The sequence below is a fragment of the Bartonella bovis 91-4 genome, from assembly GCF_000384965.1.
GTDB classification, from domain to species: Bacteria; Pseudomonadota; Alphaproteobacteria; order Rhizobiales; family Rhizobiaceae; genus Bartonella; species Bartonella bovis.
Genome location: NZ_CM001844.1, coordinates 993,475 through 1,019,209 on the forward strand (window position 1 = coordinate 993,475; position 25,735 = coordinate 1,019,209).

A 25,735-nucleotide genomic window follows, 5' to 3' on the forward strand; every position below is an offset into this window, starting at 1 on the left:
TTTCAACTGATATCGCCTAAACAGGAATTAAGATGCATCCACGAGATACATTAAGAGAGACGTTTGTTGAGTTAATCAAAGCTGGCAAGACAGCTGCTGGTGATGAAATCTACAACATGCGAGACTTTAATTTCTCTCCTGAAGATCACCCGTTTGTTAATGTATCAACGCAAAACGAAACAATAGAAGATGGGCACGATTATGGGGTAAGACGACGTGTTTTAACAGTTGATGTTGAATGCTATGACACAAGAGAAAATGGAGCACGTTTTGTTGATCAATTAGCCTGGGAAATTGAAACTATTTTCCATAACAACCCCAATCTCAACAACACAGTTGAAAGCTGTCGCTTACAAAACATTGCCATGGCTTTTGGCGATAATGGCTCCTTAGCATTGCATGGTTCTATTTTAACCTTTGAAGTCACTTATGTAACCAATATCCCTCCTGAAGAAGAAAGCACTGTCTTTTTAAAACCTTGTGTCGGCTTTGATCCCGACACAGGGCCTAACAATGAGGATAAATATCAAACCACTGGAAATTCCCATGTTAGAGCGGCGTGACAGAGAAATTACAGATTTAAAAAGACGTGTGGCCAATATGGTTATGGTAGGTACGATTAGTCACGTTGATCATAAAAACGCACGCTATCGTGTTCAAAGCGGTAATATTGTAAGCGATTGGATTCCAGACACACAAGCTCGTGCAGGAAAAACGCGTTCCTATGAAGGACGTGATGTGGGCGAGCAAGTTATTGTCCTTTCCACATCAGGTGATTTATCGCAAGGGATGATTATTGGCTCTATTCATACAGATGCCAATCAAGCAGCTGATAAGGGCAATATTCATACAACCATATATCCTGATGGCACAACGGTTGAATATGATGATGAAACAAGCACTTATTCATTGACGATCAAATCAGAAGGCAAATTCATTTTAACGATATCCGATGGGGTTTCCATGAAAGGTGAAGGAGGTGAATTAGAAATCACCGCTCCAGATGGCATAAAGATTATTTCAGAAAGTGACATGACTTTAAAGGCAGATGGAAACATGACACTGGAGGCAGAGGGAAATGTTTCTATCAAATCAAGTGATGGGGTTTCTCTTGAATCAGGCAATGATATGTCACTCAAATCAAGTGGCAGTGCATTTCTTGAGTCAGGCAGTCATATGTCCCTTAAATCAAGTAGTGGCACCTCTCTCAAAGCGGGTGGTGAGGTGTCCGTTAAGTCGAGTGGGTTAAAGCACAACGGTGTTAACGTTGGAAGTGGCCATAAACACCCTGGTGTTACATCTGGTGGTGCTATAACGGGAGGCCCTATTTGAGCATAGGAATGAATTGTCAGACAGGCAAATCCATGTCTGGAGTTGATCACTTGCGTCAGTCCATTATGGATATTTTAATGACACGGATAGGAACACGGGTTATGCGTCGCAATTATGGTTCGCGTGTTCTTGATTTGATTGATGATCCAGTCAATGACACCTTTAAAGTAGCCATTTATGCAGCTGTTGCAGAGGCTTTAGATAGGTGGGAGCCTCGTTTTAAGCTTAAACAAGTGAATTTAACTTCTGTTGAGACAGGAAAAGTTTTCATGTCCTTTGAAGGAATTTACGCCCCTTCAGGAAAGCCCATCACGATGGAAGGATTGCAGATAGGATGAACGAGGATTTCATAAAACCAGAAATCATTCCAGAGCTTTCTATTGAAGAAATACGTGCTGCCTGTCTTGAGAATTTAAAACAACTTTTACCCAATTACACACCTCTGGAAAGTGATCCAGCAGTTAAAATTATTGAGGTTGCAAGTTACAGAGAATTTCTCTTAAGGCAGCGTATTAATGAAGCTGCACGCAACACCGTTCTTGACTTTGCAACAGGTGAATTTCTTGATGCTTTGGGTGAGTGGCATGGTGTTGAACGCTTAGAAGGTGAAAGTGATGACAGCTATCGTGAACGCATTAAGCTTCGTATACGGGCTGGTAAAGGGGGTGGAACAGAACCTTATTATAGATATTTCGCCTTATCAGCAGATAGTCGTGTGAAGGATGCAATCATTTATCGAAAAGGGAAAAACCCCACTATTCATGTGGCTATTTTTGGTGAGAATGAGCAAGCAACAGCGAGTGAGGATTTATTACAAAGAGTCAAAGAAGTGCTCACGGATAAAAGCGTAATTATGACCAATGATACAATTGAGGTTCACGCTGCAGTAACAACGGTTGTAGATTTAGAAGCAGATGTTTGGCTCTTACCTGAAATTTCTTTAGAGATCTTAACCCAAATGGAGGCAAATTTACGCACAGCTTGGAAGAAAGAGCAAGCTCTTGGTCGTGAGTTAAGTTTATCATGGTGGATTTCAAAACTGATGATCTCTGGTGTGCAGAAGGTTGTTGCTGTTACCCCTACAGATGATATTGCCGTCTCCAGTGAAGAAATTTTAGCCATTGGTAAAGTGACGCTTAACTTCAAAGGGCGTATATAGTCAATGCTTGGGCGCTTACTGCCAACAAATACAACAGAATTTGAAAAACGCCTTGCCGATGCTTGTGACTTTCATAAAAGTATTGAAAGTTCAATAGATTTTATCTCTCGTGCAAAGCTTGATATCATAGACCCAAGCTTCTTACCATGGTTGGTTGAAGAATATGGGCTTGGAGAGCTGACATCTTATGTGCCAGATCTTGCTGTTTTGCTTGAAACTGGACCACAGTGGCAGCGGGTTCGTGGATCTTTAGCGGCTATTGATAAAGGGCTTGAATGGTTAGACCTTAGTGCGTGTTTTGTAGGGGCATGGCCAGAGCGAGAATGGTGGAATTCATTTCAGCTTTATTTTGATCAATTGCCTGACACAGACAAACTTGAAGCTATTGAAGGGATCGTTAAACTTTCTAAATGTCTGCGCTCTGATCTTTGGCGTGGTGTTCATGGGTATGACGCACCCATTGCAGAGGGCAATATCTCTCGATTAGATGACAGCATGTTTGACACTCAAAGCGGTGTATGCGTGACAGAAGGCACCACAGTATTTTCCTTTGGGCGTTCTACAGAAATAAGTCTCACTTTAACCGAAGAAGATGGAAAACTGATTGGCAATTGGATTGATGAGCAAGAAGAACTCGTTTGGGAAGGTTTGAATTATCCATGGGATGTGATGAACTTTCCTTGGATGTCAGTGGAAAAAAACAAACATAACCTATTGAATTGGGATGAGGAGGAGGAAGAGCTTAGCTGGAGATGTTTAGATTATCCATGGAATGAAGCAAGTTTTCCTTGGGCATCAGAGCAAAAAAATGGGCGCGATATATTAATGGCGAATTGGTTTAAAGGTCGCACCCTTTATCTGGCTTTAAGAGATGACGATGATAAACTGATTGGTTATCGAAGATGTAACATTGTTCAGCAAGTAACAAGAGTTTCAGATGGAGTTTACAGTCATTCAGGTAATCGCTTTACACCCTTTATAAAGGGTACAAAAGTTTTGCTTGCAGCACGAACGCAATTTCATGATGTTGATGATAAACAAGCAGCATTTGTCTCCATTTTCGTTCATGCAACCCCTACAAAATACATCTCGCCTGGCAAACTGTGGTTAAAACCTGATGAGCTTATTGGTGGCGTGGAGATTCTTAAAAGCCCTATCTCTTTATCTTTACGTAAAGACGTTCGTGAACAATTCAAGATTTTATTGAGGTTTTAATATGGAGCATGAAAGCGGTTTACCGTTTGCAATTGACCGATCTGTAGGCAAAGATGAGCAACAAAGCGTTGTCTTCTATGGAGAGCGCCCTTTTATTCAAAGTGCAGAACTCAATGAAGTTCAAACCATCATTCGTGGCCGTCATGATCGTTTAGGAAGACTTGTCGCTAAAGAAGGTGACCGTATTGAACGTGCGGATGCTTTTGTTAATCAAGAAAAACAAAAAGTCACTTTGACAGAGGGGAAGATTTTTATTGCAGGGGATATTTTTCCTGTATCAGAAGCTATTTTAAACAATGTTCCCATGCTTGGACGTGTGGAGATTGGTGTGAAGCTTCAAAAAAAGTGGGTAACACATGAAGATGATCCACAATTATTAGGGCAAATTCCAGGTACATTGGCAGAAGGTGAACCAGGAGCAGCAAGGGAGACAGCAAAACTTGTATGGGCTTTGGAAAATGACAAACAAGAAGGTGCTTTCTTCCCCGTCTATGTCTTGCAAGATGGCACTTTGATTGATCAAAAACCCCCTTCATTGTTAGAGCCTGCCCTACAAGCTATTGCAACTTATGACCGTGCTCATGGGCATTATATTGTCAATGGTTGTCGGGTGACGGCTTTAGGACCAAATGATGGTAAACAAATCTTTAGTATAGAAGAAGGTGAAGCCAATATTAATGGTTTTAAACATAAACGCCTTGCTGCTTTAAGACATGAAGAGCCAGAAGATTATTCTGAAAGCATCGTGCCAAGCGAAACACATCTGTTTACATCTAAAAAAACCAAAGCAATTAAGTCAGATGAGACAAGTTTTACGTTTGAAACCTATTATTTTCCCATTGCGACTGTTCACTCTATTTTGCTCACAAAAGAAAAGACCACCAATGTTACCCGCGGTGCAGTAGCCTCAGGGCGTGATGGTGTTCCCGATAAAAGTGTTGTGAGTTTTATAAAAGTCGTGCAAGGGGATAAGGAATTTAAAGAAGGTGTAGATTTTAAAAAGACTGGTGATACGATTGACTGGTCTTTATCTGGCGATGAACCTAAACCAGGCAGCACTTATGAAGTCACCTATCACTATCGTGCAAAGGTGAATGCTGATAAGATCACAGCACGGGAAATTACTGTTTCAGATGGTACTCAGGGTGGAGACATTATTGTCAGTTACACCTATAAACTCCCCCGTATTGACCGTATAGGTTTAAATTCTCAAGGTGGAGTGGTTTACATTCAAGGGATTTCAGCAGACAATCCTATAGCTCCTAGTGTTCCTGATGATATATTATCGCTTGCAACAATCACAAATAATTGGCTTGATTATCCACGTGTAGATAATAATGGCACGCGTGTTGCTCCTTATACTGAAATGTGGCGCTATTTTAACCGTGTTCTTGAGCTTGATCGGTTGTTACAACTTGAAAGGATTAAGAGCAATGTTGACTCAAAAGAACCTGTCTCCAAAAAAGGGATGATTGCCGATCCTTTTCTTGATGACAACCTTCGAGATGAAGGAATCGAGCAAACGGGTGCAATAGGTCACGGCTTATTACGCCTTGCCATTGAACCCACATTTTACCACACCACCTTAAATGAGCCTGTTACTCTTGATTGGGACAATGAAGTGATCATTGCGCAAGAGTTGATGACTGCTTGCGAGAAAATCAATCCTTATCAAAATTTTGACCCACTACCAGGGACTCTTGCACTCACCCCTGCAACAGATTTCTGGAGTGTTCAGCGTACAGATTGGCTTTCAGGTGTGACCAATGAACTGTCTATGGGCAAACGTCCTGGCGGTGGACGTGAAACAGAAGTGAAGGATGAACTGGTCAGTACGCATCAAGAAAAAATTGATTTCTTAAGACAAATTGATCTCAACTTTAAGATTGAAGGCTTTGGTAAGGGAGAGGTTCTAGACAGCCTTACATTTGATGGCGTTAGTATTTTACCAAAGGAGACACTTACTGCCAATGCTCAAGGCGTTATTGAAGGGAAATTTAAAATTCCTAAAGATATCACAGCAGGAACAAAGAACGTTGTTGCTGTTGGTAAAGGAAAAACGATAGCTACAGGCCTTTTCACGGGGCAAGGCGTGATTGATGTACAGGTCATGCGGCGTGTCACAACAGTGCGTGTATGGAAAAAATCTGACCCGCAAGCACAAGTCTTTACACCTGATGAAACGCGGCAAATAACAGGAATTGATTTCCATATTTGCAAGATTGGCAATCGTTCTCATGATTTGATGATTGATTTAGTCACAACAGACAATGGCTATCCTACAGCCGACATTCAAGCACAAGCTCTTTATTCAATGAAAGAAGCTGAAACGGGATGGGCTGAAGCACGCTATAGTGTTCCATTAACCGTGCTTAATGACCGCTTAACGGCCTTTGTTATTAAAACAGATGATGGCGATCATTCTGTTTCTCTTGCAAAACTTGGAGATTTTGACGAAGAAAACCAAAGATATGTCTCCAGTCATCCTTATATCACAGGTCCTCGTTTTTCCTCTGTGAATGCGCAAACATGGACAGCTCATCAAGATGAGGCTTTAGCATTTCGTGTGCTTGCCGCTCGCTATACACAAACAGAAAAAACTGTTGATTTAGGTGAGTTTGATCTTAAGGAATGCTCTGATTTACAGGTGCGTGCGGCGATTGAACTGCCCTCCAGTGAGTGTTCTGTCATCTTTGAAATTGAACGCAACAATGGCACGATTTATCAACTCTTACCGTTTCAATTGCTTAGTTTAACGGAATATATCAGTGAAAAAGTCCAGTTACGAGCCATTTTAAAAGGGACAGAAAAGCTTTCGCCAGTATTGTTTGCTCCCATTGAATTGATCGCGGGCAAAATTAGAAAAGAAGCAACCTATGTTACACGTGCTTTTCCCTTTGGCGAAAAGTCGAGACTAACCAGCTATATAAAAACATTTTTACCGGGCGGTTCCACCTTCAAAATGGAGATCCAACTGGATGATGGTGATTTCACTTCCTTAAAATTAGAAGAAACAGAGCAACTCGCACAGCCACTTTGGACAGAACGCAAATTTGTCAGTGAAGACAAAACAGCTGAACAAGCGCGTTTGAAATTAACACTAACTGGTGGTCCTGCAGCACGTTCCATGGTGAGTGATTTTGGTGCGGGAATTATGTGACAGGAGTACTATCATGGCGAAAACAAAGAAGTTAGCAATGGAGTTACCATTAGAAGGCCGTTTTATCAGTGCTGAGTTTCCTATTTTACGTGAAAACCTAACAATCATTGATCAAGCAGTTTCTGATCTTGATGAAAAATTGGATAATAAAGCGCCTTCACAGCATACTCATGTAATGAGTGAAGTGAGCGAGCTTGAAGATGCGTTGAATGGCAAAATGGCAGCAGATCAGACATTTGCTCTGGTTGATTTAACTGATATTAAAGGTGCCAAAGATGCAACTGAAAATCATGTTTTATATAAATCAGGTAAGGATCGCTTTGCATTTAACAGTGTTAAATCACTCTTAGGCGAACATCAGCATACGATTGAAGATATTACAGATCTTGATGAGTATATAGCAACCATCAATGTAGATCTAAAAGATTATGGGTGTTTGTCTGGTAAAAACGAATGGAAAAATACGAATGTTTTCAAAGGAAACGTTAACATTGAAGAAGGTATTGAATTAGCTGAAACCTCTTCTTTGACTTTGAAACAAAATGATAAAGTGGTGACGAATTTAAACACAACTGGGAGCTTGCTTAAAGGCCCCCTTAAAGTTGATGATGAGCTCGTTTATACTAAGCCGGAAGCGGATAAAGCTATATCGGAAGAAATAGAAAAACTAAAACAGTCTTTGACTAATGAAAACTCGAGTTGCTCTGTTGTCATCAATAAGCTTGTTCATTGGCCTGAACGTGCTGACGCAGAATTACTTTATACCCAAAGTAGGAAGATTAAGTGGCCAGATTGGATAACAGATGAAACCATAGTTGAGATCCAAGCATGGGGTGGTGGCGGTTCTGGTGGAGGAGCTGGTAAAACATATTTTGGTGGCGGTGGCGGCGGTGGTGGCTGCTCAGTATGGTATGGACCTAAATCAAGCTTAAATGGACATGAAGATATCGTCATTGGTAAAGGTGGAGCTTCTGTGAAAGATAAAAATACCTCAGGCAATGCTGGAGGGAAAACAACTGTCGGAAAAAATCTTATTGTAGCCGGAGGCGGTGGCGGTGGTAAAGGAGCTTCTGACACGGGATCAGGACAAGGGGGGGCTGGAGGAGCTGGAAAAACCGTTACCGAGTTAATGGACGGTCGTCCAGGTATTGCCAAAGGTGGTAATGGTAGTCCTGGAACGCAAGGTTCCTCTAGATTTAAAAGTGGCTTTGGTGGTGATGCTGGAGGGGATACATCAAGGGGCGGCTGTGGAGGAACTGGCAGGGGGCACTGTATTTCAGGAAAACCAGGTCGAGGATTTGGTGGTGGCGGTGCTGGATCTCATTATCAAAATAATCCCAGTGGCAATGGAGCTAATGGTGCTGCTCTTATAAGAATATGGAAGAAACGATATGAAAACGATAAGTGAATCTAAATTATGAAGCTTTCAGTGTTTTAATGCGACAGGAGTAATATAATGGCGAAAACAAAGAAGTTAGCAATGGAGTTACCCTTAGAAGGCCGTTTTATTAGTGTTGAATTTCCTATTACACGTGAAGACTTGATAACTATTGATCAAGCAGTTTCTGATCTTGATGAAAAATTGGATAATAAAGCGTCTTCACAGCATACTCATGTAATAAACCAAATCAGTGGGCTTGAAGATGTGCTGAATAGCAAAATGGCAGCAGATAAGACATTTGCTCTGGTGGATTTAACTGATGTTAAAGGTGCCAAAGATGCAACTGAAAATCATGTTTTATATAAATCAGGTAAGGATCGCTTTGCATTTGACAGTGTTAAATCACTCTTAGGCGAACATCAGCATACGATTGAAGATATCACAGGTCTTGATGAGTATATAGCAACCATCAATGTAGATCTAAAAGATTATGGGCGTTTTTCTGGTAAAAACGAATGGGAAGATACGAATGTTTTCAAAGGAAACGTTAGCATTGAAGAAGGTATTGAATTAGCTGAAACCTCTTCTTTGACTTTGAAACAAAATGATAAAGTGGTGACGAATTTAAATGCAACTGGGAGCTTGCTCAAAGGCCCCCTTAAAGTTGATGATGAGCTCGTTTATACCAAACCGCAATTGGATGAAACTATGTCAAAAGAAATGGAAAAACTAAAACAGTCTTTACCTAATGAAAGCACAAGTTGTTCTGAGCTTGCCGATGCTGAATTATTTATTACGCAAAGTGGGAAGATTAAGTGGCCAGATTGGGTCACTAATAAAACCAAAGTTGAGATCCAAGCATGGGGCGGTGGTGGTTCTGGTGGGAGCGCAAAGAGTAACGATTATCCAGGTGGTGGTGGTGGCGGTAGCGGTTGCGTGGTATGGTATGGTTATAAAGCAAGTCTAAATGGACATGAAGATATCATCATTGGTAAAGGAGCGGAAGGTAATAAACAAGGTTCTGGCGGAAGTTCTGGAGGACATACAATTATAGGCAATAATTTTATTGCAGTTGCAGGAGGAGGTGGTGGTGGTGCAGGTACTGCACAAAATGTAGGAGTTAGTGGTTACGGAAGTAGAGGAGATAACTTTGGCTTGGTAACTGATGAATCTCCCGGTCTTGTCAGAGCTTGTAATGGTTATAGTGGAGGACATGGAGAATATAAACAAAGAAGCGGCTTCGGTGGCAATGCAGGCAACTCGATAAAAGGGAAAAATGGGGGGCAAGGAACAGGTACAGCACATCTTTCAGGAGTTGGAGGAGCAGGTTACGGTGGTGGTGGCGCTGGTGCTCGGGGAGCTAATGGTAGTGGCGGTAAAGGAGCTGATGGTGCTGTTCTTATCAGACTATGGAAAAATTAACACCCTAAAGATTTTTACAAAGGAGTTTTTATGCAATACGCAGTTGTTGAAAATGGTGTGGTAACCAACATTATTGTTGCGCCAGAGGATTATGTTTACCCGTTTGAAGGCGAGGCTATTGCCTCAAATGAAGCTCAAATTGGTTGGACTTATAAAGATGGACAGTTCTCTCCTCCCATTGAGGAGGAAGCTATTTTATCAATAGAAGACAAAGCAGAGCTAGAGTCATCTCAAGACTTCATAGAGGTGTAAAGAAGAACATTTTAGCTTCAGTTTAATCAAGCTTTTCACAAGCAATTCCCCCAAGGCCAAATAAATTTATTTGGCCTTTATTTTTAATCAGCCAATTATTTTAAGGAGCACAAAGAATGGCATCAGGTTTTTTACACGGTGTTGAAGTCATCGAAAATGACGATGGCACACGCCCTATTACACCGGTTCAATCAGCAGTTATAGGCATTGTAGGCACAGCACCTAATGCAGATGAGGACATCTTTCCTCTTAATACACCGGTTTTGATATCGGGATCTCGTTCCAAAGCAGCCAAACTTGATAGATTTGACAGAGGTGAAGGCACACTCCCCAATGCCGTTGATCTAATTTTCAAGCAAGCAGGTGCCATTGTTGTTGTGGTGCGGGTAGAAGAAGGCAAAGATGAAGACGAAACATTGGCTAATGTTCTAGGTGGTGTCAATGCAGATGGTGCTTATGAAGGTGTCCATGCTTTCATAGGAGCACAATCCATTGTTGGGCAAACACCACGCATTTTGATTGCTCCTGGTTTTACTCATAAAGGCCTTATTGGTGTAGATCGGATAATAATTACAAACAAAGGCAGTGGTTATACCAAGGCTACTGTTAAAATAGAAGGCAATGCCAAGGCAACAGCCAGTGTTAGTAACGGAGAAGTGCGAAACATTACGGTTGATGAGAGTGGAAGTGGTTATGAAAGAGTACCTCGTGTTACCATTGAAGGTGACGGAGAAGGTGCCACAGCTACAGCCACAATCAAACAAATGTCTAATCCCGTAGCAGCAGAACTGATTGGTATTGCTGAGCGTTTGCGCGCTATTGTGGTAGTTGATGGACCAAATACAACAGATGAAGAAGCTATTGAGGCAGCAAAAGATTTTGGTTCCAAACGTGTTGTCATGGTTGATCCATTTGTGAGCGTTTTGCGTAAAGGAAAGATTTCACAAGAACCAGCAAGTTCACTAGCTGCCGGTGTAATTGCTAAAACAGATTTTACCCACGGTTTTTGGCACTCTCCTTCAAACAAAGAGATCAATGGCATTAGTGGCACAGCCAGACCCATTGATTTTGCCATTGGTGACAGTTCTAGTCGCGCTAATCTGCTCAACGAGAAACATATCACAACAATCATTCGTGAAAATGGCTATCGCTTATGGGGTAATCGCACACTTTCATCAGATCCAAAATTTGCTTTTATATCCGTGGTGAGAACTGCAGATATGATCAATGATGCCATTTTGCGCGGACATATGTGGGCAGTCGATCGAAACATCACAAAAACTTATATGAGCGATGTCAGTGAAAGCGTTAATGCTTATTTGCGTGACTTAAAAACGCAAGGCGCCATCATTGGAGGGCGTTGTTATCCTGATCCAGAGCTTAATACACCAAGCGCACTTGAAAGCGGAAAAGTTTATTTCAATGTCGAATTCCAACCAACAACGCCAGCAGAACACATCACGTTTAGCTCGCGTATTGTCAATGATTACATAGAGGAGATCCTTTAATGATTGCACCCAGATTACCAAGAGCTTTGAAACATTTTAACATTTATGTTGATGGAATTCCCTATCAAGAAAAATGTGAAAGTGTTACTTTACCAAACTTAAATTTCGTCGTTGAAAGTTTCCGTGCAGGCGGCATGGATTTTCCCGTTGATATCGAGATGGGAATGGAACAACTCACACTTTCTATGACTATTGCAGATTGCTCTCCAGAACTTCTGGGGCTTTTAGGTAAACCCAATATTGATATTTGTCTGCGTGGGTCAGTTCAAGCACAAGGCGCACCAGCAGAAAAGATTGCAATCTCCATGCGTGGATTTTGCAAGGGCTATGAACCTGGACAATGGCAACCAGGTACTAAGGCCGTCACAACGATCAATTATACATTGAATTATTTCAAATACGTTCAAAATGGCGTCGAAGTTGTTGAGATTGATGGTTTCAACATGGTGAGAAAATTCAATGGCGTTGATCAATTAGCAGAACATAGAGAAAATTTAGGATTATAAAATGACTACACAACAAAACGTTACTTATCAATTGCTTTTTCCTTTTACATTAAAAGAAGAAGATTATACCGAAATCAGCCTTCGTCGCGTCAAAATGAAAGACATAAGAGCTGTCGATAAAAAGGAAAGCGCTGATCAGGTGGCCGCTATGATCACGCGTCTTTCTGGATGGACTTATGATGCTGTTGACGAACTTGATGGCAGTGACATGGCAGCTATTGGAAAAATTTTGGAGGGTTTTACCGAGCGGCTGAATACCTAACTTGGGAAACAGCCGCTGAACTCATGGCCGATATTGCTATCGTATTTCATTGGTCCCTTTCAGAGATGATGGAAATGGAACCTCAAGAGCTCTGGTTTTGGCGCCGTAAAGCTGCAGAAAGGTATAAGAAAAAGTGAGCAAAACAGTCGCAGACGCTAAGGTGCGGTTAACCCTTGAAGACAAGATAACCGCACCCATTAAGCGTATTCAAAAGCGTTTGACACACTTATCAAATAAATTAAGAGTCCCTCGCTTTATGGCAGCAACACGCAAAGTGACAGAAAGTTTAAAAGGGGTCGGCAATGCTTTGGGGGCAGTAACCAGCCGTGTTTCTGTATTGTCAGGCGCATTGGGCCTTGCTGGTGGTGGTCTTGTTGCAAGTTTAACTGCAGTGACTATGAAAACCATGCACATGGGCGATAGTCTTCATCACGCATCGCGCCATTTAGGCATGAGTGTTAAAGATCTTCAGTTATGGGGAGATGCAGCGGATAACTCAGGTTATTCTGCCGAGAAATTCCAACAATCCTTGGCTGTTTTAAACAGGCGTTCAGCACAAGCTTTGGCCGGACAAAAAAGAGGGATTATGGGGTTTCAGGCGCTGGGAATTTCTGTAAAAGATGCCTCTGGAAAACTTAAATCAAATTCAAACTTGTTGGAAGAAATAACCGACAAGATGAGTAAGATAGACAATCAAGCGCAAAGGCAACATATTGCTGCTCTTCTTTTTGGTGGTGATGGTAAAGAAATGGCTGCCATGCTCTCGCAAGGTATGGAGCCTATCAAAGAATTGTTTGAAAAGGCAAAAAAGAGTGGATGGCTGATGGGGGCTGATGTTGCCCACTATGCTGCAGATTTAAGCGATAAGCTTGGGGCTTTTAAGAAAAAACTGGGAGGTGTTGCCAATTTCATTGGGGCACAATTCATGCCAGTGATCAATGATATGATTGATGCCTTTTCAAAGCTGATTGATGAAAACCGTGATCTCATTCAAACAACTGTAGCAAATTGGGCGAGGATTGTAAGAAAAGCTATACAGGATTTATGTGATCCGACTTCTGAGTTAAGACAAAATATCACAAATGTTACAGAAAGTATTAAAGGCTGGTTTAAATGGTTAGAACCACTGACTGGCGAAATAAGCCTTTTTAAAATAGGTCTTGCAGCACTTGTTGCCTTCATTGTAGGGCCACTTATAGCCGCGATTGCTGCTCTGACTGTAGCCTTTTTTACATTTGGTACAGCCGTTATGACAACGCCTATTGGGTGGATTGCAGCAGCTATTATAGGGCTCATTGCAGCAGGAGTCGCGCTTTATGTTTATTGGGATAAAATCAAAAAATGGTTTAGTGCACTATTAGATGGGATTGCAGACGCTTTTTATAAGTTTGGAGCCATCATCATACTTCTCCCCGGCGGTTGGATTATAGGGCTTATTGCAGGGATATATAAGCTTTATAAGAATTGGGAGGCAGTCAAAGCTTGGTTTATTTCAGCTCTCAATAAGATTTGCGATGCTTTTGTTATGCTGGGTGATTTCATTATGAAATACACGCTCATTGGTTATATCGTTAATGGTATTAAGAAGCTTGTTGCAACAGCTTATTGGCTTTATGAAAATTGGGATGAAGTCATGGCCTCCTGTGGGCGGTTATGGGACTCTCTTGGGGAGGCAATTAATCAATTTTTTGAATGGTTTTCTAATCTCAGTTTATATGAAGCTGGTTCCAATCTGATTATGGGACTGTGGGATGGTATTAAAAGCAAATGGAGTGCCATGACACAATGGCTTTCTGGTGCGGTGCAACAATTAATGGGTTGGATGCCTGATTTTGTCAAAGACAAGCTAGGTTTCAGCGTTACAGTAAACAAAAGTACTACCGAGAGTTTAAAAAATCTCACACAAGAGACAAAAACATACGCACAAGAGATTATTCATTCAACTGTTGTCCCCAGCACCCTTCCAGAGAGCTATGCCTACAGACGTGGAGAGTATATTAGTAATGAGAGCAAACAGCCTTCTGTGGGAGACTTTAAAACGTTTGAACCGATTATGGCTCCTAACAAGTCCACTGAGGTTGATGCATCTATTACAATTAACAATTTGAACATCAGTGGAGCCAGTGGTTCACCGCAAGATATCAATGCTGCTGTTAACAAAGCTCTTGCAGATCAAGCTAGACAACAACGTTTAGCAGCTGCTTCCAATTTTTCGGATTAAGCGTCATGATGTTAGCGTTGGGAGACTTTATTTTTTCAGTTGAAACAGCAGCTTATCAAACATTCGACATGACTTATGATGTTCCATGGGTAGAACAAGGACGTCTGGGCAGTCAAGCAGCGTTTCAGTTGCCTGCCATTGCTAATGCCGAATATTCTTTATCAGGCGTGATTTATCCAGGTTTTAAGAGTGGTTATGGCCAGTTGGAAAGACTGCGTAGCATGGCGCATAGCGGACCGCATTTACTTGTAACTGGTAAAGGCAAGGTTGTCGGAAAATTTGTTATTCTTTCTGTCAATGAAAAACAGAGCTTTTTTGGTAAAAACGGCAATCCACGCAAACAAGAATTCACATTACAACTGAGAGAATATGGGGGAGATGGAGGGATCTGGTGAGTGATATTTACATTACCAAAGATGGCGATATGGTTGATGCCATTTGCTGGGAATACTATCCAAAAGGTCAGCAAGCACTGGCTGTTGAACGTGTTTATGCAAAAAATTATGGGCTTGCAGATCTTGGACCCATTTTAAAAGCAGGAGTGAAAATTGTTTTGCCTGCCCTACCCCACCCTCAAGCAACACCGGTCATTAGGCTCTGGGGTAGTAAACAATGAAGCCTTTTTGCAGAGTGATGTCTAATGGTGAGGATGTCACAAGAGCTTTAATGGATTATGTTTTATCAATTGAAATAACCGATGAAGCAGAAGACAAAAGTGACAGGATCACTATAGAATTGGATGATCGTGCTCGCATTAGTGATAATGGTTTTTTACAGATCCCTTTAATTGGAACAGTTCTTTCTATAACGCTGGGCTATGAAGAGGGTAAAGCACGTGACATGGGATCCTATCTGATTGATGAAATATCTGTCAGCAGTCCACCACAAAGTTTAAGTGTGACAGGACGTGCAGCTTCTATGAATACCTCTTACCGAACCCCAAAAAGCCAATCTTATCATCAGATAACACTGGGCAACATTATCCAACAGATAGCAACACGCAATGGCTATGTTCCCGAGGTTGATCCTTCTCTTGCAAAGGTTGTCGTGCGTCATATTGATCAAACCGGTGAAAGCGATATGGCTTTTGCAACACGCCTTGCTGCAGAATATGATGCTGTAGCAAAACCTATGGATGGCAGGCTTGTCCTTGCTAAACGTGGGGAAGGTAAGGCCATTACTGGAGAGATGCTCCCTGTGGTTACTATTCATGAAAAGATGTGTAGTGCTTGGGATTTTAAATATAGTGCACGCGATGAAGCAGGTGAGGCCCAGGGCTTAACACCAGGTGGAGGGGATGATCAAAAAGCCGCGTCAGCAGCACAAAACCCGGAAACAATTGAACAGTATGATGATGAAGCATCTATTCATATGGATGAGACCCCTCTGCGCTCATTAGCTCGATCAAAAAAAACACTTGGAAAACAAGACAAAGTTGAAAAACAAGAGGAAGAAAAGAAAGGAGGTGTGATAGCAACCTATCATGATTTACGCAGTGGTGAAAAGAAAGAGGTCAAAACCGGTCAGGCACCTTTTCATGAATTAAAATATACCTACCACAATCAATCAGAAGCCGTTGCAGCTATTGCAGCTTATCGTAATAAATCATCTCGTGGGAAAGCCACCTTTTCGTGTGATATGGGCGGAGATGCGTTCATTCAAGCTGAAATGAAGCTTATCCAAGCACCACCTTTCCGCCCTTACATTCCACAGCAATGGCGCATTAAAAGTGTCAAACATCGGTTGGATACAGCAGGCGGTTATACAACAAGTATCGAGTGTGAATTGTTTAATGAAGCGCAAGAAGATACAGCGCAAAACGTCATAAACACCACACCAGACAAAGATGACACAATAGATGATAACGCCCCACCTCAGGCATCTTATGATGAAGGTGAAGGTGTTATTGATATGGAAGGGGAAAATTCATGACACAGATTATCCAAAAATTACTCAGTGGTAACTGCAAAGCGCGTACACAAGGTTTGGTTAAATCCTTAGCACAAGAGATCGGGTGTGAAGAAGCTGTGGTTGCTGCGATTATTTCTGTTGAGTCAGATGGTAAAGGTTTTGATGATGAAGGGCGTGTAAAAGTCCTTTTTGAAAAACATCAGTTTTATAAAAATTTGCCCTTTCATAAGCGTCAACAAGCAATCAAAGAAGATCTTGCTAGAGAGGAGTGGATTAGCCCTAAAAAAGGAGGATACAAAGAACAAAAGACCAACACTCAAGCTTTAAAGTTACTCATTGCTGCTATAACACTTGATGAAGAAGCTGCTTTAAAATCTGCTTCTTATGGTGCAGGTCAAATTATGGGAAATAACTATGGTATTCTTAATTGGAACACTGTTCAAGACTTTGTCACTAGCATGTGTTCGTGTGAAGATGAACAAATAAAAGCGATGTTTACTTTTTTCAAAGTTCGTGGTCTTGCTTCAAGTTTGCGAGACAAGGATTTTGATGCCATTGCACGCGTTTACAATGGCACTGGTATGGTCAAAGAATATGGCCAACGCATGCGCAATGCTTACTTTGCCCTCACAAAAAAATCAGCAGCAGTCAGTAATCCTATTCGTGCCAATGGTTTGCGACTAGGATCCAAAGGCTACCGTGTTGAAGCACTGCAAAAACGTCTCAATGATCTTGGTTATCCCCTTGCGATTGATAGTGATTATGGACCAGATACACGCAGTGCAATCTTTTCTTTTCAAGCTGACCATAATTTAGAAGTTGATGGTGTTGTTGGTGCGAAAACTCAAGAAGCCCTCGATGTAGCAACTCCAATGATTAGTCCTCGCCGTTCTGGTGTAAGTATGGCCGATTTGAGAAAAAACGGTACAAACATTATTAAAGATGCAGATAAAACCCAAATGGTGGGAGGGGCTGTTGTTGCTGGTTCAACTCTCATAGAAGCAAACAAAATGGGAGCATTTGATAATCTCAAACTCTCTATAGGAAAAATGAGTGCTCTTGTAGAGCCACTTGCTCATATTGGTAAAGCAATTTCTGATCATTGGTGGATTGGGGCCATTTTTGTAGGTTGGATTATTGTACTCGTGTCAGATCGTGTCAAAAGAACTTATCTAAAAGCCTACAAGAGAGGCAGAGCAATTTAGAAAGCTATTGTAAAGTGCACAGGAGATCTGCGGATGAAAAAATATCTTGAGATTATACTTGATGCATCTGCTGCTCTTTTAGAAATTTTCGCGAATGTTTGTCAGATTGGAAAGAAAGTTGAACAACACAAACAAACAGAGGATCCTTTAAAGGCAACGACAACAAGACTGGAAATAGAAAATGAGATTAACAAGAAACATGATGATGATGTGCACTCTGATCTCTCTAACTGGGTGCGCGATAAATGAAAATTCTTCTTGTCTCGGGTGGATGCCAATCTATTTAGATCAAAAAGATTACAACGCTATCAGTTCAAACTTAGCACGAGATATTTTAAAACATAATCAGCACGGAAAACAGCTATGTGGGTGGAAACATGTTAGCAGGACAAAATGAACAACATACTGTACTTACAGAAACAAAAGAAATGACCATTACCTACCAAAGCGTAAAAATGATGTCTTATTTTTCAAGTAAATAGTTATGATCTTTTTATTGATGATTGATTTTGTACGTTTGATAGATGCAATGATAATATTTTCTCACATTTGAAATAGTGGTTCTCAAAAAATTAGAACCACCACGTCCCTCCTTTAAAATAACCAAACTTGTAAAAAATTTTGAGGATTCGGATTTGCTTATGAAAACAGTTAAGCCGCGTTGCAAAGTGATGGTATATTCTGTTCTAGTGATTGTGGAATTTTGATTTTGGGTGAGAAAATCATCAGTTCTTGAGCTTGTCTCTTATTTTGTAGAGAATAGCGTATATCAAATTCTATTTTAGGATATTGATCATACAAGAATTTAACTTCTTCTACGTTGTCATAAGTAATTAACCAAAGAGCATTTACATGTTCAGAAATGATATTTTCTAAATAATGATGATCTTTAGTTTTATAAAATGAAGTATACAGCCCTTTACCCTTTTTAAAATATGGAGGATCTATATAAAGGAAAATGTTTTTATCTTTATCTGTACTTCCATAACGTAGTAAAAACTCCTGTGCATCTAGCTGTGTTAAATATATCCTATCTTTTTTTGCGCTTATATTTCTAATTCTGCCAATTAAATTTTCTTTATTGAATCTACAGTCTATTTTGTAATTTCCAGTTTGCTCTTTTCCTCCAATGGGACCAGCATTTTTAATAATTCCTGATCTGTTTGTTCGATTCAAAAAGAGGGCAGCAAATCCTACGGCAAGCACATCTGCTTTTTCAGGAGAAATTTCCTTTTGTTTGTACCATTCTTCTAAGTTAATAGTCGTCGTGTTAATCTTTTCTATTAATTCTTCTGTTTTGTACAAAACACAATGCCAAAAACTCCAAATGAACGGGTCAATATCGTTAATGTAAATATCTTTCACATCGTCATTTAAAAGAAGTTTTAGAGCCAATCCGCCGCCACCAGCAAAAGGCTCACGATAAGAACACCCATTTAATTCATTTGTCTCAAAGATTTCTTTGATTTTTCCATAGAGTGCAGTCTTGCCGCCCGGATACCTTAATGGAGAATAACTAAAAGCCATCTCTCTAACCCCTACACTATTAGTCAAAATCACGTTATCATGTTTTGTTTGTATTGGCCAGTAGTGATTGAACCATTTTCTTGTTTCTCTTTTTTTCTTTCTCATATACTTCAGCGATTAATTGCATTAACAATGGCTTTAACGTTTGCATATCACTGATAATTTGTGTGTAACTTAAAGGTGCTGCAAAGCAAGCATGTTTAGCTGCATTGGCTTCTTCTCTAATCTTTGTTAGAGTCTTTAAAATATCTTTTGTATTATCTTGTATATACGATTTATTGCTAAAGGTGGCTGTTAATAACGGATGCTTCTTTAAAAAAAAGTCGAAAGATTCTCTATCTGAGCGCTCTAATGAGCGCGTAAGTCCTTCGAATAAACAACTAAATGCTATATACAAAAGAGGTGTATCCATGTCAGCATTTAATTTTTTCACTGAATAATATATACTAATAGGTTTTATATAACCTAATTTATTCAATTGACTTGCAATTTCTTCATCATAGCAAGATAATTTTTGTTTTTCATATTTTTCAGCTTTATTCGTGTCATTTATAAATAGGTCACATTGTTTTTCAGAATGCTTTGTTTCTTTTTTATTCTTGCTTTTTCTAATATCATTTTTTGAATAAACCTCAATCAGCTTGAATTTTTCAAATAATTCTTCAAAATATTGTTCAATACTTTCTTTATTATTATAAGAACGGGAATCTAATTCCCTTTCAAGTATATCTCGTACAAATTGTTTCAGAAAATTATCAAGCGCAGAATTTTCTTCATATGGGGATAGAAAGACAAGCTTATCTTCCTCCTTGTCATAATAAATTCCAGTATGTTTAAAAAAAATTGGCTTAGAAATAAAACGCGTCACAGTGCTAATATTATAGTCTTGTGAAACATCCTCCAGCAGACGATTAAATAATAGATACGCAAATCTATTCACATTTAATGGGAAATAACGTGCTTTTTGTATAGCATCCCATGGCTTCACGCCTTTTCCTTTGTTTTGACCTGAATGTTTTGTCTCTATCCAGTGATTAGCCTCTTTTCTATTAGAAACAATCACGCATTCTACAGAGCTTATTAGAACTTTACGGCTTGCACTATACTTACTAAATTTTTTGGAAAGGCGTTCTGGAGCTAAATTCGGATTATCAAGAAATTTGAGTGCAATTAGCCGACGGTTACCTTCTACAACAATATACTTTTCTCTATCTTGCAATACTATAAATTTTTCACATGGAGATATCCCGTTTTCGGCAATATCTTCGGCTAATTCCAAAATTTGTTCTTTATTGCAGAGAAAATTTATAGCATCTTTTTCATTTGAGAATCTAGGAATTCTAGGATTTTCTGGATCAAATTCAAGTTTTTTCAAAGAAACTTTTGCGGTTTTTACCATTACCCCTCCAGAAAGCACAAATATCGAATCATAAAACTAACATGATAAATTAATAAACATCCTATATTATTGTAAAATCCATTTATTATATATAAATAACACTTTTGAAAGCTTTCTTTGAAACTCTTTGACTTAAAGGAGAGCGATGTTGTGTAAACATTACTTAACTGTTTCTTCTCCTTTTAAATGAAGAAAAAGACTCATCATTTGGAATCTCGTCAAACTATTTTGACATAAATGCAGCCCACTGTTCTAAGAGAGCATGTCGTTGTTCTAAAAAATCTGTTCGCATGTAAGCTTTTGTTACTGAACTGCCAACTGAGTGAGCAAGGACAGTTTCTGCAATCTCAAATGGTGTTGACGTTGTTTCTGCTATCCAGTCTCGCAAACTTGAGCGAAAACCATGAGGACGATACTTTAAACCACAAGAGGCCATATACTTTGACATACTTACATCAGAAATCGGAGTGCCTTTAAGACCGGAAAATAGAAAACCATTTTTTTCAAAGGGGAGAGATTTTTCAATCACTCTTAAAGCTTCACCACTTAATGGCACACGAAAGTCTGAAACTTTTCCTACAATACCCTTCATATTTTCTTTTGGTATCGTCCATATATTTTTATCAATTTGCTCAAGGCGCAAATATCGCAAGGGATATGACCGTACCCCAGTCAAAATCAGTAATTTCAGTGCCAAATTTGAAAGAAGATCATCCTTTAAGTTTTGATAAAAAGCAGGAACTTCTCGCCATGGCATAGCAGGAATATTGGTTGATATAGCACGTGACTTTCCTAAAAGGGCTCGCGCTTTCATACAAGCTTGTAAATCAACATCTAAACCAAGAGCAGCAGCATATTTTAAGCAAATATTGATACGGTTAAGGGCTTTTTGTGCTGTATCTCCTTTTTTATGCCAAAGTGGAGCAAGAACATTGCGAATGACATTGGCTGTTAATTTTTCTATAGGAAGATTACCTATATGTGGAATGACGTGTAATTCTAGGGGAGAAAACCAACGACCGTTTTTACCTTCATTTTTTAACTCAGCTTTTTTACTTTCAAAAGCCGCTTGAGCAATTTCTTGAAAAACATTACTTTGCTGTTTTAAAATGCTTTGTTCTCTAAATACAATAGGATCATTGCCACTTTTAAGAATATCGCTATAATGTTTAACAAGCTCGCGTGCTTCTTTTAAAGAAATTTTGGTAACAGAACCAAGCCCCATTTCACGGCGTTTATTGCGGTATGTATAACGAAAAAACCAAGAGCGTGTATTGTCTTTTCGAACATTCAACCATAAACCTCCTCCATCACAATACTTACCCTGAGGAGAGACCTTTACAAACGATGCTGATAACCTATGAATTGCTCTCACTTAATTCCCCTTCTCGTCCACCTTTTTACACGTTACCCGTCCACCTTTGTCGGTCCACCTTTTAGACCACCTTGAATTTTTGATATCAGATTTTTTATTTAATAATTAATTTTCTTACTGAATCATAAAAAGCTATATATAGCAACACGTCTTGGCACTATTTTATACAATTGGATTCTACTTGCTAAAACATGCTTCGCCCGCCGTCCGCACCATTATATAAAATCTTTTCTTATTTCAGTCTTATTGAAAATGATAAAAAATCGCTTTTTAAATTATCTTATGTAAAGAACTATAGCATTATCAATGCGGCACAGTAATTACTAAAATTGTAAATTAAGAGTCCTATGAAAACATCTTTTAGTTTTACCCTCTTGGGTAATTTACTAATAATGCTCCGCTAAACAGCTAAAACTGCCACCATGCAGCAAGTATAATACACCCAAAACTTAAAAAGGTAATTTCAAGTTCTACAATTTGAACATTTTTTCGTATTTAATGAAATTTTAAGATCTGTATAGATTTTTTAAGTAACTGATTTCACACATCTAAATTGAGCATAATAAATGCGTATCAGTCTTTTCTTATTTTCTCTTTGATCTTTTTTAAACATTGATAAATCCTTTTATAAAGAAGTATCAAAATTTTCACAAATATATCAGCAACTTCATAACTAAATAGATCAGAAAGCTTTATTAGAAAACTCTTCCAATAAGCACCTATAACAAAAGAATCGTAAACTATTTACTACTTAAAAACTACCCTACCTTCATCTATCTCTATGGTATCGTTTGCTTTTATTGCAAAATTATCCTTATTGGAAAAAGTAATAAAACAGCCCTTCGTACAAACTGTAATCACCTGGTCAGTATTTAGCGAAATATTCGAACGTGTACTTCCTTCAGCAATAATAAGCAACTGTACCGTTAAATCATTATTTTTTACAGTTGCTGCAAAAACTTTCATAGAAAAAACACTTAACAGCATCACTGTAATAAAAATATAAAAATATTTTAACACTCCAAAATCCCTTCTTCAAAAAAACGTTTATAAAGCATAAAGCGAAGAGCATTATTTACCTTAGAAGTAGAGGTAATATTAGGTACATAAATAGCCAAGGTAAATGAAAAGTTTTGTTTATCAAATCCAGTAAAATTCACCTGCGGTGCAGGGTTTTTCAAAACCCCTTCTGTCGCAGAAGCGATTTCTAGCAACATTTTAACGACGTATTCTGGATCAACATTAGTTGAAACAGTCAAAGGTATATCAATTCGTCCCATTTTACTACGACGGGTCCAATTATTTACGTTGTTATTAATGAGATTTGAGTTAGGAATAATGATTGTCTGACGCTGAAATGTTTCGAGTTCAGTTGCACGCACACTAATACGTTTGACAATACCACGAACTGATCCTGATTCTACATAATCACCTAATTTAAATGGCCGCCCGATTAAAATAATAAGCCCAGATACAAAATTTTGGACAATATTTTGCAAACCAAAACCAATACCAAGCGAAAGTCCCCCAGCAACAAGCGCCAAACTACTAAGATTAAAGCCTGCTGTTGATACTCCTAATAAAACCGACAAAGCAATACCCCCATAGCTTATGACTGTTTTAATAGAATTACGTACACCCAGATCGAGTTCTCCACGCTCCATTACTGTGTTGTCTAACCAACCAATAAATAGACGAATAAGGAACAAACAAACAAAAAAAACAACTATTCCCATGACAATGGAAATCAAAGAAATAGATATATTTCCAATTTGAAAACCAGTCATTAATTGCCAAAACACTGTCCCTATCTCAGAATACGAAACCCCAAACTGTCCAATAATTGGTACCGCACAAAATACAAACACGATTAAATTAAGAAGAATACTAACAACAATCCCCAATTGATCCATTGTTGTCTCCTCGAAATGAAACCATTTCATCAAGGTGTGACCAATTCGTGTTTTGATAAATTTCCCTTTAGATGCGATAGCACGTGTACTTTGTATTCCCAAGTACATCAAAATCAAAAATGCACTACTGACAACAATTAGTTGCACAACGAAACGCACCAAACCAATATAACCTAAAAAATCCATCACAATAAGAAACAATCCCAATGCTAAGAGAGGAATACGTATATAAAGTGGCCAAGGTAGCGGTTTTATCTCTTTTTGAAAACGCCCACGTCTAAACTGCAAAGGTATAAATGAAATAATAAACAGCAAAACTCCTACGAGAAAAACAGCAATAAAGCTTTTAGCAATTGTCAAAGAAAGAGATGCTGAAACCACCCAATAAATACTATCAAAAATAGCATCAAGCGCTAAAACTCCACCTAACAGAGTAAGCAAAACTATTAATTGATATGCTGCCGATGGTGCAATATTCAAAAGGCGGATAGGTGCCATTTTGGGTGATAAAAGAGCAACTGCTATACGATTTATCAAAAAAACCATAATAATTTGATGCCCAATTGTATGAAATACTTCTGTAAGCTTTCCCAAAGTTAAACTAAAATAATTCAATAGGAAAAACGTCAAATAAATGCAAAGAACACATACAAATGAAGGTAAAAGAATTGAAATAAAAGCAACCAATAAACGCTGTAAATAAGGAACTTCGTCATTGCCTTTGATAACGCGACGTCTTACGTGCGCAATACTTCTGTGCGAAAGATAAGAAAGGCCTAAAACAATAACAAGTGGGATAAAAAAGGCAGAAAATAATTGTAATGACTTGAAATAATATACAAATTTCCACCAAGAATTAAACAACGAAATAAAATCAAATGAAGCTTCTTTGGTTTTTGTAATAATATCTTCAAGCATTGATATTGAAAATTCAAATTTGTATGTAAGCGCGCGTGTAAACAGTGCTCGAGATTGAGAAATAGCGCGTTCCGTCATCTTATTTGCAGTCAAAAATATCTCTTCAAACTGACATACTATACTATTAATTTTAGCCTTTTGCTCTACCAGACTAGAGTGCTCCTTACTCTGACTTTCTAAGTTTGTTTGATCATCTTGTAACTCAGCCAACTGACTAAGAAGTATATTAATATTATTAAGAGGAGCACGTAAAACAAATGCTGCTTCTAAAGCACGCTTACTGATATCTTGTGCCTGCAACCGCCATTCTTTTAAAACGTGCTCATCTTCTGATTCGCTTTCAAAGTTTTTTTGTAAAGATTCAATGTCTTGTTTCAGAGTCTCAAGAATTGGCTGTTGTTGGTGAACAATTTCTTCAACCAATTGTGAAGTTATTGATTGTCCATTTACTGCAGTTGAAGATGCTAAATTTCCCCATGAAAAAGCACTAAATAAAACACTAATCGTAATGATCGAGAAAAAAACGTATAATTTTTTTTAAAAAATGAATACATATCCGCCCTAAAAATAAGTAAAAAGAGTAATTTCTTTTTAAATATGGCATAAGATAATATTTCCAACTCTTACTAAAATAATCCCAAAAGCTTTTCCTCATCTATGCTAATAAAGGAGGCTAATAGGCCAAAATCAATAAGATAAAAAATATTTTAGCATGTTTTTTCTTTTATATTGCAAAAAATTTTCTCTTTTTTACAATTTGTTTTTTTATTCAACTTGAGTATGTAGCTGATAGTAGCTTAGAAATGCGCGCGTACTTGATCAAAGCACGACATACTGATAATATAATCAGTAATTAATATTCTTCATATAAAAATAACTATAATCAATTAATTTCACGACGATTACAAACAAAAATGTATAATAGCTTATACTCATTATGATTTACCTGTTGCAACTTTCCAAAACAGGCATTGAATATATCTTTATATCCTATAATTATTTCTCGTATAAGGTGTTATAGTCTTCAAAAATAATACTTTTTAAATTAATATGCTCCTTCCATTGCTTG

Annotated in this window: 23 protein-coding genes and 1 pseudogene; 19 read left to right on the forward strand and 5 right to left on the reverse strand. The window is 38.7% G+C overall.

Features of this window, described 5'->3' with window-relative positions:
* Positions 1–32: 32 nt before the first annotated feature.
* The 19 genes from BBBE_RS04395 to BBBE_RS04485 all read left to right on the forward strand — a co-directional run bounded on the left by BBBE_RS04395 (position 33) and on the right by BBBE_RS04485 (position 17,783).
* Positions 33–563 (forward strand): hypothetical protein, encoded by a 531-nt coding sequence (locus BBBE_RS04395; protein WP_010700780.1) that lies wholly within the window; start codon positions 33–35, stop codon positions 561–563.
* The gene (locus BBBE_RS04400; RefSeq protein WP_010700779.1) at positions 547–1,332 is read left to right on the forward strand and encodes a phage baseplate assembly protein V; all 786 of its coding nucleotides are present in this window, start codon (positions 547–549) and stop codon (positions 1,330–1,332) included. The genes BBBE_RS04395 and BBBE_RS04400 overlap by 17 nt, the downstream gene beginning before the upstream one ends.
* A gap of 8 nt (positions 1,333–1,340) precedes the next feature.
* Positions 1,341–1,670 (forward strand): GPW/gp25 family protein, encoded by a 330-nt coding sequence (locus BBBE_RS04405; protein ID WP_192812757.1) that lies wholly within the window; start codon positions 1,341–1,343, stop codon positions 1,668–1,670.
* Positions 1,667–2,491 carry a baseplate J/gp47 family protein gene (locus BBBE_RS04410; protein ID WP_010700777.1) on the forward strand — a complete coding sequence of 275 codons (825 nt, stop codon included), beginning with the start codon at positions 1,667–1,669 and terminating at the stop codon, positions 2,489–2,491. Before BBBE_RS04405 ends, BBBE_RS04410 begins: the two co-directional genes overlap by 4 nt.
* Before the next feature lie 3 nt (positions 2,492–2,494).
* Positions 2,495–3,706 (forward strand): phage tail protein, encoded by a 1,212-nt coding sequence (locus tag BBBE_RS07540; RefSeq protein WP_010700776.1) that lies wholly within the window; start codon positions 2,495–2,497, stop codon positions 3,704–3,706.
* Between the two features lies 1 nt (position 3,707).
* Positions 3,708–6,866 carry a DUF4815 domain-containing protein gene (locus BBBE_RS04425; protein ID WP_010700775.1) on the forward strand — a complete coding sequence of 1,053 codons (3,159 nt, stop codon included), beginning with the start codon at positions 3,708–3,710 and terminating at the stop codon, positions 6,864–6,866.
* A 13-nt stretch (positions 6,867–6,879) separates the two neighbouring features.
* Entirely contained in the window at positions 6,880–8,274 is a 1,395-nt protein-coding gene (locus tag BBBE_RS04430) for a Bgr_08870 family protein (protein WP_010700774.1), read from the forward strand.
* A gap of 48 nt (positions 8,275–8,322) precedes the next feature.
* Positions 8,323–9,669 (forward strand): Bgr_08870 family protein, encoded by a 1,347-nt coding sequence (locus BBBE_RS04435; RefSeq protein WP_010700773.1) that lies wholly within the window; start codon positions 8,323–8,325, stop codon positions 9,667–9,669.
* A 30-nt stretch (positions 9,670–9,699) separates the two neighbouring features.
* Positions 9,700–9,921 carry a hypothetical protein gene (locus BBBE_RS04440; protein WP_010700772.1) on the forward strand — a complete coding sequence of 74 codons (222 nt, stop codon included), beginning with the start codon at positions 9,700–9,702 and terminating at the stop codon, positions 9,919–9,921.
* A gap of 116 nt (positions 9,922–10,037) precedes the next feature.
* On the forward strand, positions 10,038–11,429 hold the full coding sequence (locus BBBE_RS04445) for a phage tail sheath C-terminal domain-containing protein (RefSeq protein WP_010700771.1): 1,392 nt from the start codon (positions 10,038–10,040) through the stop codon (positions 11,427–11,429).
* On the forward strand, positions 11,429–11,935 hold the full coding sequence (locus BBBE_RS04450; protein WP_010700770.1) for a phage major tail tube protein: 507 nt from the start codon (positions 11,429–11,431) through the stop codon (positions 11,933–11,935). Before BBBE_RS04445 ends, BBBE_RS04450 begins: the two co-directional genes overlap by 1 nt.
* A 1-nt stretch (position 11,936) precedes the next feature.
* Positions 11,937–12,197, forward strand: coding sequence for a phage tail assembly protein (locus BBBE_RS04455; RefSeq protein WP_010700769.1), 261 nt, complete (start codon positions 11,937–11,939; stop codon positions 12,195–12,197).
* Positions 12,198–12,220: 23 nt separating this feature from the next.
* Positions 12,221–12,334 carry a GpE family phage tail protein gene (locus BBBE_RS07230; RefSeq protein WP_022708604.1) on the forward strand — a complete coding sequence of 38 codons (114 nt, stop codon included), beginning with the start codon at positions 12,221–12,223 and terminating at the stop codon, positions 12,332–12,334.
* Positions 12,331–14,418: a phage tail tape measure protein gene (locus tag BBBE_RS04460; protein WP_010700768.1), complete on the forward strand. Its 2,088-nt coding sequence runs from the start codon at positions 12,331–12,333 to the stop codon at positions 14,416–14,418. Before BBBE_RS07230 ends, BBBE_RS04460 begins: the two co-directional genes overlap by 4 nt.
* Before the next feature lie 5 nt (positions 14,419–14,423).
* Positions 14,424–14,813, forward strand: coding sequence for a phage tail protein (locus BBBE_RS04465; protein ID WP_010700767.1), 390 nt, complete (start codon positions 14,424–14,426; stop codon positions 14,811–14,813).
* On the forward strand, positions 14,810–15,034 hold the full coding sequence (locus BBBE_RS04470; protein ID WP_010700766.1) for a tail protein X: 225 nt from the start codon (positions 14,810–14,812) through the stop codon (positions 15,032–15,034). Before BBBE_RS04465 ends, BBBE_RS04470 begins: the two co-directional genes overlap by 4 nt.
* Positions 15,031–16,350 (forward strand): contractile injection system protein, VgrG/Pvc8 family, encoded by a 1,320-nt coding sequence (locus tag BBBE_RS04475; protein ID WP_010700765.1) that lies wholly within the window; start codon positions 15,031–15,033, stop codon positions 16,348–16,350. Before BBBE_RS04470 ends, BBBE_RS04475 begins: the two co-directional genes overlap by 4 nt.
* On the forward strand, positions 16,347–17,534 hold the full coding sequence (locus tag BBBE_RS04480; RefSeq protein ID WP_010700764.1) for an N-acetylmuramidase domain-containing protein: 1,188 nt from the start codon (positions 16,347–16,349) through the stop codon (positions 17,532–17,534). The genes BBBE_RS04475 and BBBE_RS04480 overlap by 4 nt, the downstream gene beginning before the upstream one ends.
* Positions 17,535–17,567: 33 nt before the next feature.
* A complete protein-coding gene (locus tag BBBE_RS04485) occupies positions 17,568–17,783 on the forward strand; it encodes a hypothetical protein (protein WP_010700763.1) in 216 nt (71 codons plus the stop codon).
* A 402-nt stretch (positions 17,784–18,185) separates the two neighbouring features.
* Here the strand turns inward: BBBE_RS04485 and BBBE_RS04490 are convergent, their stop codons facing one another.
* The 5 genes and pseudogenes from BBBE_RS04490 to BBBE_RS04510 form a co-directional block, all read right to left on the reverse strand.
* Positions 18,186–19,061, reverse strand: coding sequence for a DNA adenine methylase (locus BBBE_RS04490; RefSeq protein WP_010701371.1), 876 nt, complete (start codon positions 19,059–19,061; stop codon positions 18,186–18,188).
* A gap of 37 nt (positions 19,062–19,098) precedes the next feature.
* Positions 19,099–20,460 (reverse strand): ParB/Srx family N-terminal domain-containing protein, encoded by a 1,362-nt coding sequence (locus BBBE_RS04495; protein WP_010701372.1) that lies wholly within the window; start codon positions 20,458–20,460, stop codon positions 19,099–19,101.
* A gap of 223 nt (positions 20,461–20,683) precedes the next feature.
* Positions 20,684–21,835 carry a tyrosine-type recombinase/integrase gene (locus BBBE_RS04500; protein ID WP_010701373.1) on the reverse strand — a complete coding sequence of 384 codons (1,152 nt, stop codon included), beginning with the start codon at positions 21,833–21,835 and terminating at the stop codon, positions 20,684–20,686.
* Between the two features lie 747 nt (positions 21,836–22,582).
* Positions 22,583–22,855 carry a hypothetical protein gene (locus BBBE_RS04505; protein ID WP_010701374.1) on the reverse strand — a complete coding sequence of 91 codons (273 nt, stop codon included), beginning with the start codon at positions 22,853–22,855 and terminating at the stop codon, positions 22,583–22,585.
* A pseudogene (locus BBBE_RS04510) lies at positions 22,849–25,220 on the reverse strand (mechanosensitive ion channel family protein). The gene BBBE_RS04505 and the pseudogene BBBE_RS04510 overlap by 7 nt, the downstream one beginning before the upstream one ends.
* Positions 25,221–25,735: the final 515 nt, after the last annotated feature.

What these genes read in the sequence shown, in the direction of transcription:
- BBBE_RS04450 (WP_010700770.1), top strand. Translation starts at nt 11,429, where the DNA reads ATGATTGCACCCAGATTACCAAGAGCTTTGAAACATTTTAACATTTAT.
- BBBE_RS04395 (WP_010700780.1), top strand. Translation starts at nt 33, where the DNA reads ATGCATCCACGAGATACATTAAGAGAGACGTTTGTTGAGTTAATCAAA.
- BBBE_RS04425 (WP_010700775.1), top strand. Translation starts at nt 3,708, where the DNA reads ATGGAGCATGAAAGCGGTTTACCGTTTGCAATTGACCGATCTGTAGGC.
- BBBE_RS04495 (WP_010701372.1), bottom strand. Translation starts at nt 20,460, where the DNA reads ATGGTAAAAACCGCAAAAGTTTCTTTGAAAAAACTTGAATTTGATCCA.
- BBBE_RS04440 (WP_010700772.1), top strand. Translation starts at nt 9,700, where the DNA reads ATGCAATACGCAGTTGTTGAAAATGGTGTGGTAACCAACATTATTGTT.
- BBBE_RS04445 (WP_010700771.1), top strand. Translation starts at nt 10,038, where the DNA reads ATGGCATCAGGTTTTTTACACGGTGTTGAAGTCATCGAAAATGACGAT.
- BBBE_RS04405 (WP_192812757.1), top strand. Translation starts at nt 1,341, where the DNA reads ATGAATTGTCAGACAGGCAAATCCATGTCTGGAGTTGATCACTTGCGT.
- BBBE_RS04485 (WP_010700763.1), top strand. Translation starts at nt 17,568, where the DNA reads ATGAAAAAATATCTTGAGATTATACTTGATGCATCTGCTGCTCTTTTA.
- BBBE_RS04490 (WP_010701371.1), bottom strand. Translation starts at nt 19,061, where the DNA reads ATGGCTTTTAGTTATTCTCCATTAAGGTATCCGGGCGGCAAGACTGCA.
- BBBE_RS04455 (WP_010700769.1), top strand. Translation starts at nt 11,937, where the DNA reads ATGACTACACAACAAAACGTTACTTATCAATTGCTTTTTCCTTTTACA.
- BBBE_RS04400 (WP_010700779.1), top strand. Translation starts at nt 547, where the DNA reads ATGTTAGAGCGGCGTGACAGAGAAATTACAGATTTAAAAAGACGTGTG.
- BBBE_RS04475 (WP_010700765.1), top strand. Translation starts at nt 15,031, where the DNA reads ATGAAGCCTTTTTGCAGAGTGATGTCTAATGGTGAGGATGTCACAAGA.
- BBBE_RS04465 (WP_010700767.1), top strand. Translation starts at nt 14,424, where the DNA reads ATGATGTTAGCGTTGGGAGACTTTATTTTTTCAGTTGAAACAGCAGCT.
- BBBE_RS07540 (WP_010700776.1), top strand. Translation starts at nt 2,495, where the DNA reads ATGCTTGGGCGCTTACTGCCAACAAATACAACAGAATTTGAAAAACGC.
- BBBE_RS04435 (WP_010700773.1), top strand. Translation starts at nt 8,323, where the DNA reads ATGGCGAAAACAAAGAAGTTAGCAATGGAGTTACCCTTAGAAGGCCGT.
- BBBE_RS04480 (WP_010700764.1), top strand. Translation starts at nt 16,347, where the DNA reads ATGACACAGATTATCCAAAAATTACTCAGTGGTAACTGCAAAGCGCGT.
- BBBE_RS04430 (WP_010700774.1), top strand. Translation starts at nt 6,880, where the DNA reads ATGGCGAAAACAAAGAAGTTAGCAATGGAGTTACCATTAGAAGGCCGT.
- BBBE_RS04410 (WP_010700777.1), top strand. Translation starts at nt 1,667, where the DNA reads ATGAACGAGGATTTCATAAAACCAGAAATCATTCCAGAGCTTTCTATT.
- BBBE_RS07230 (WP_022708604.1), top strand. Translation starts at nt 12,221, where the DNA reads ATGGCCGATATTGCTATCGTATTTCATTGGTCCCTTTCAGAGATGATG.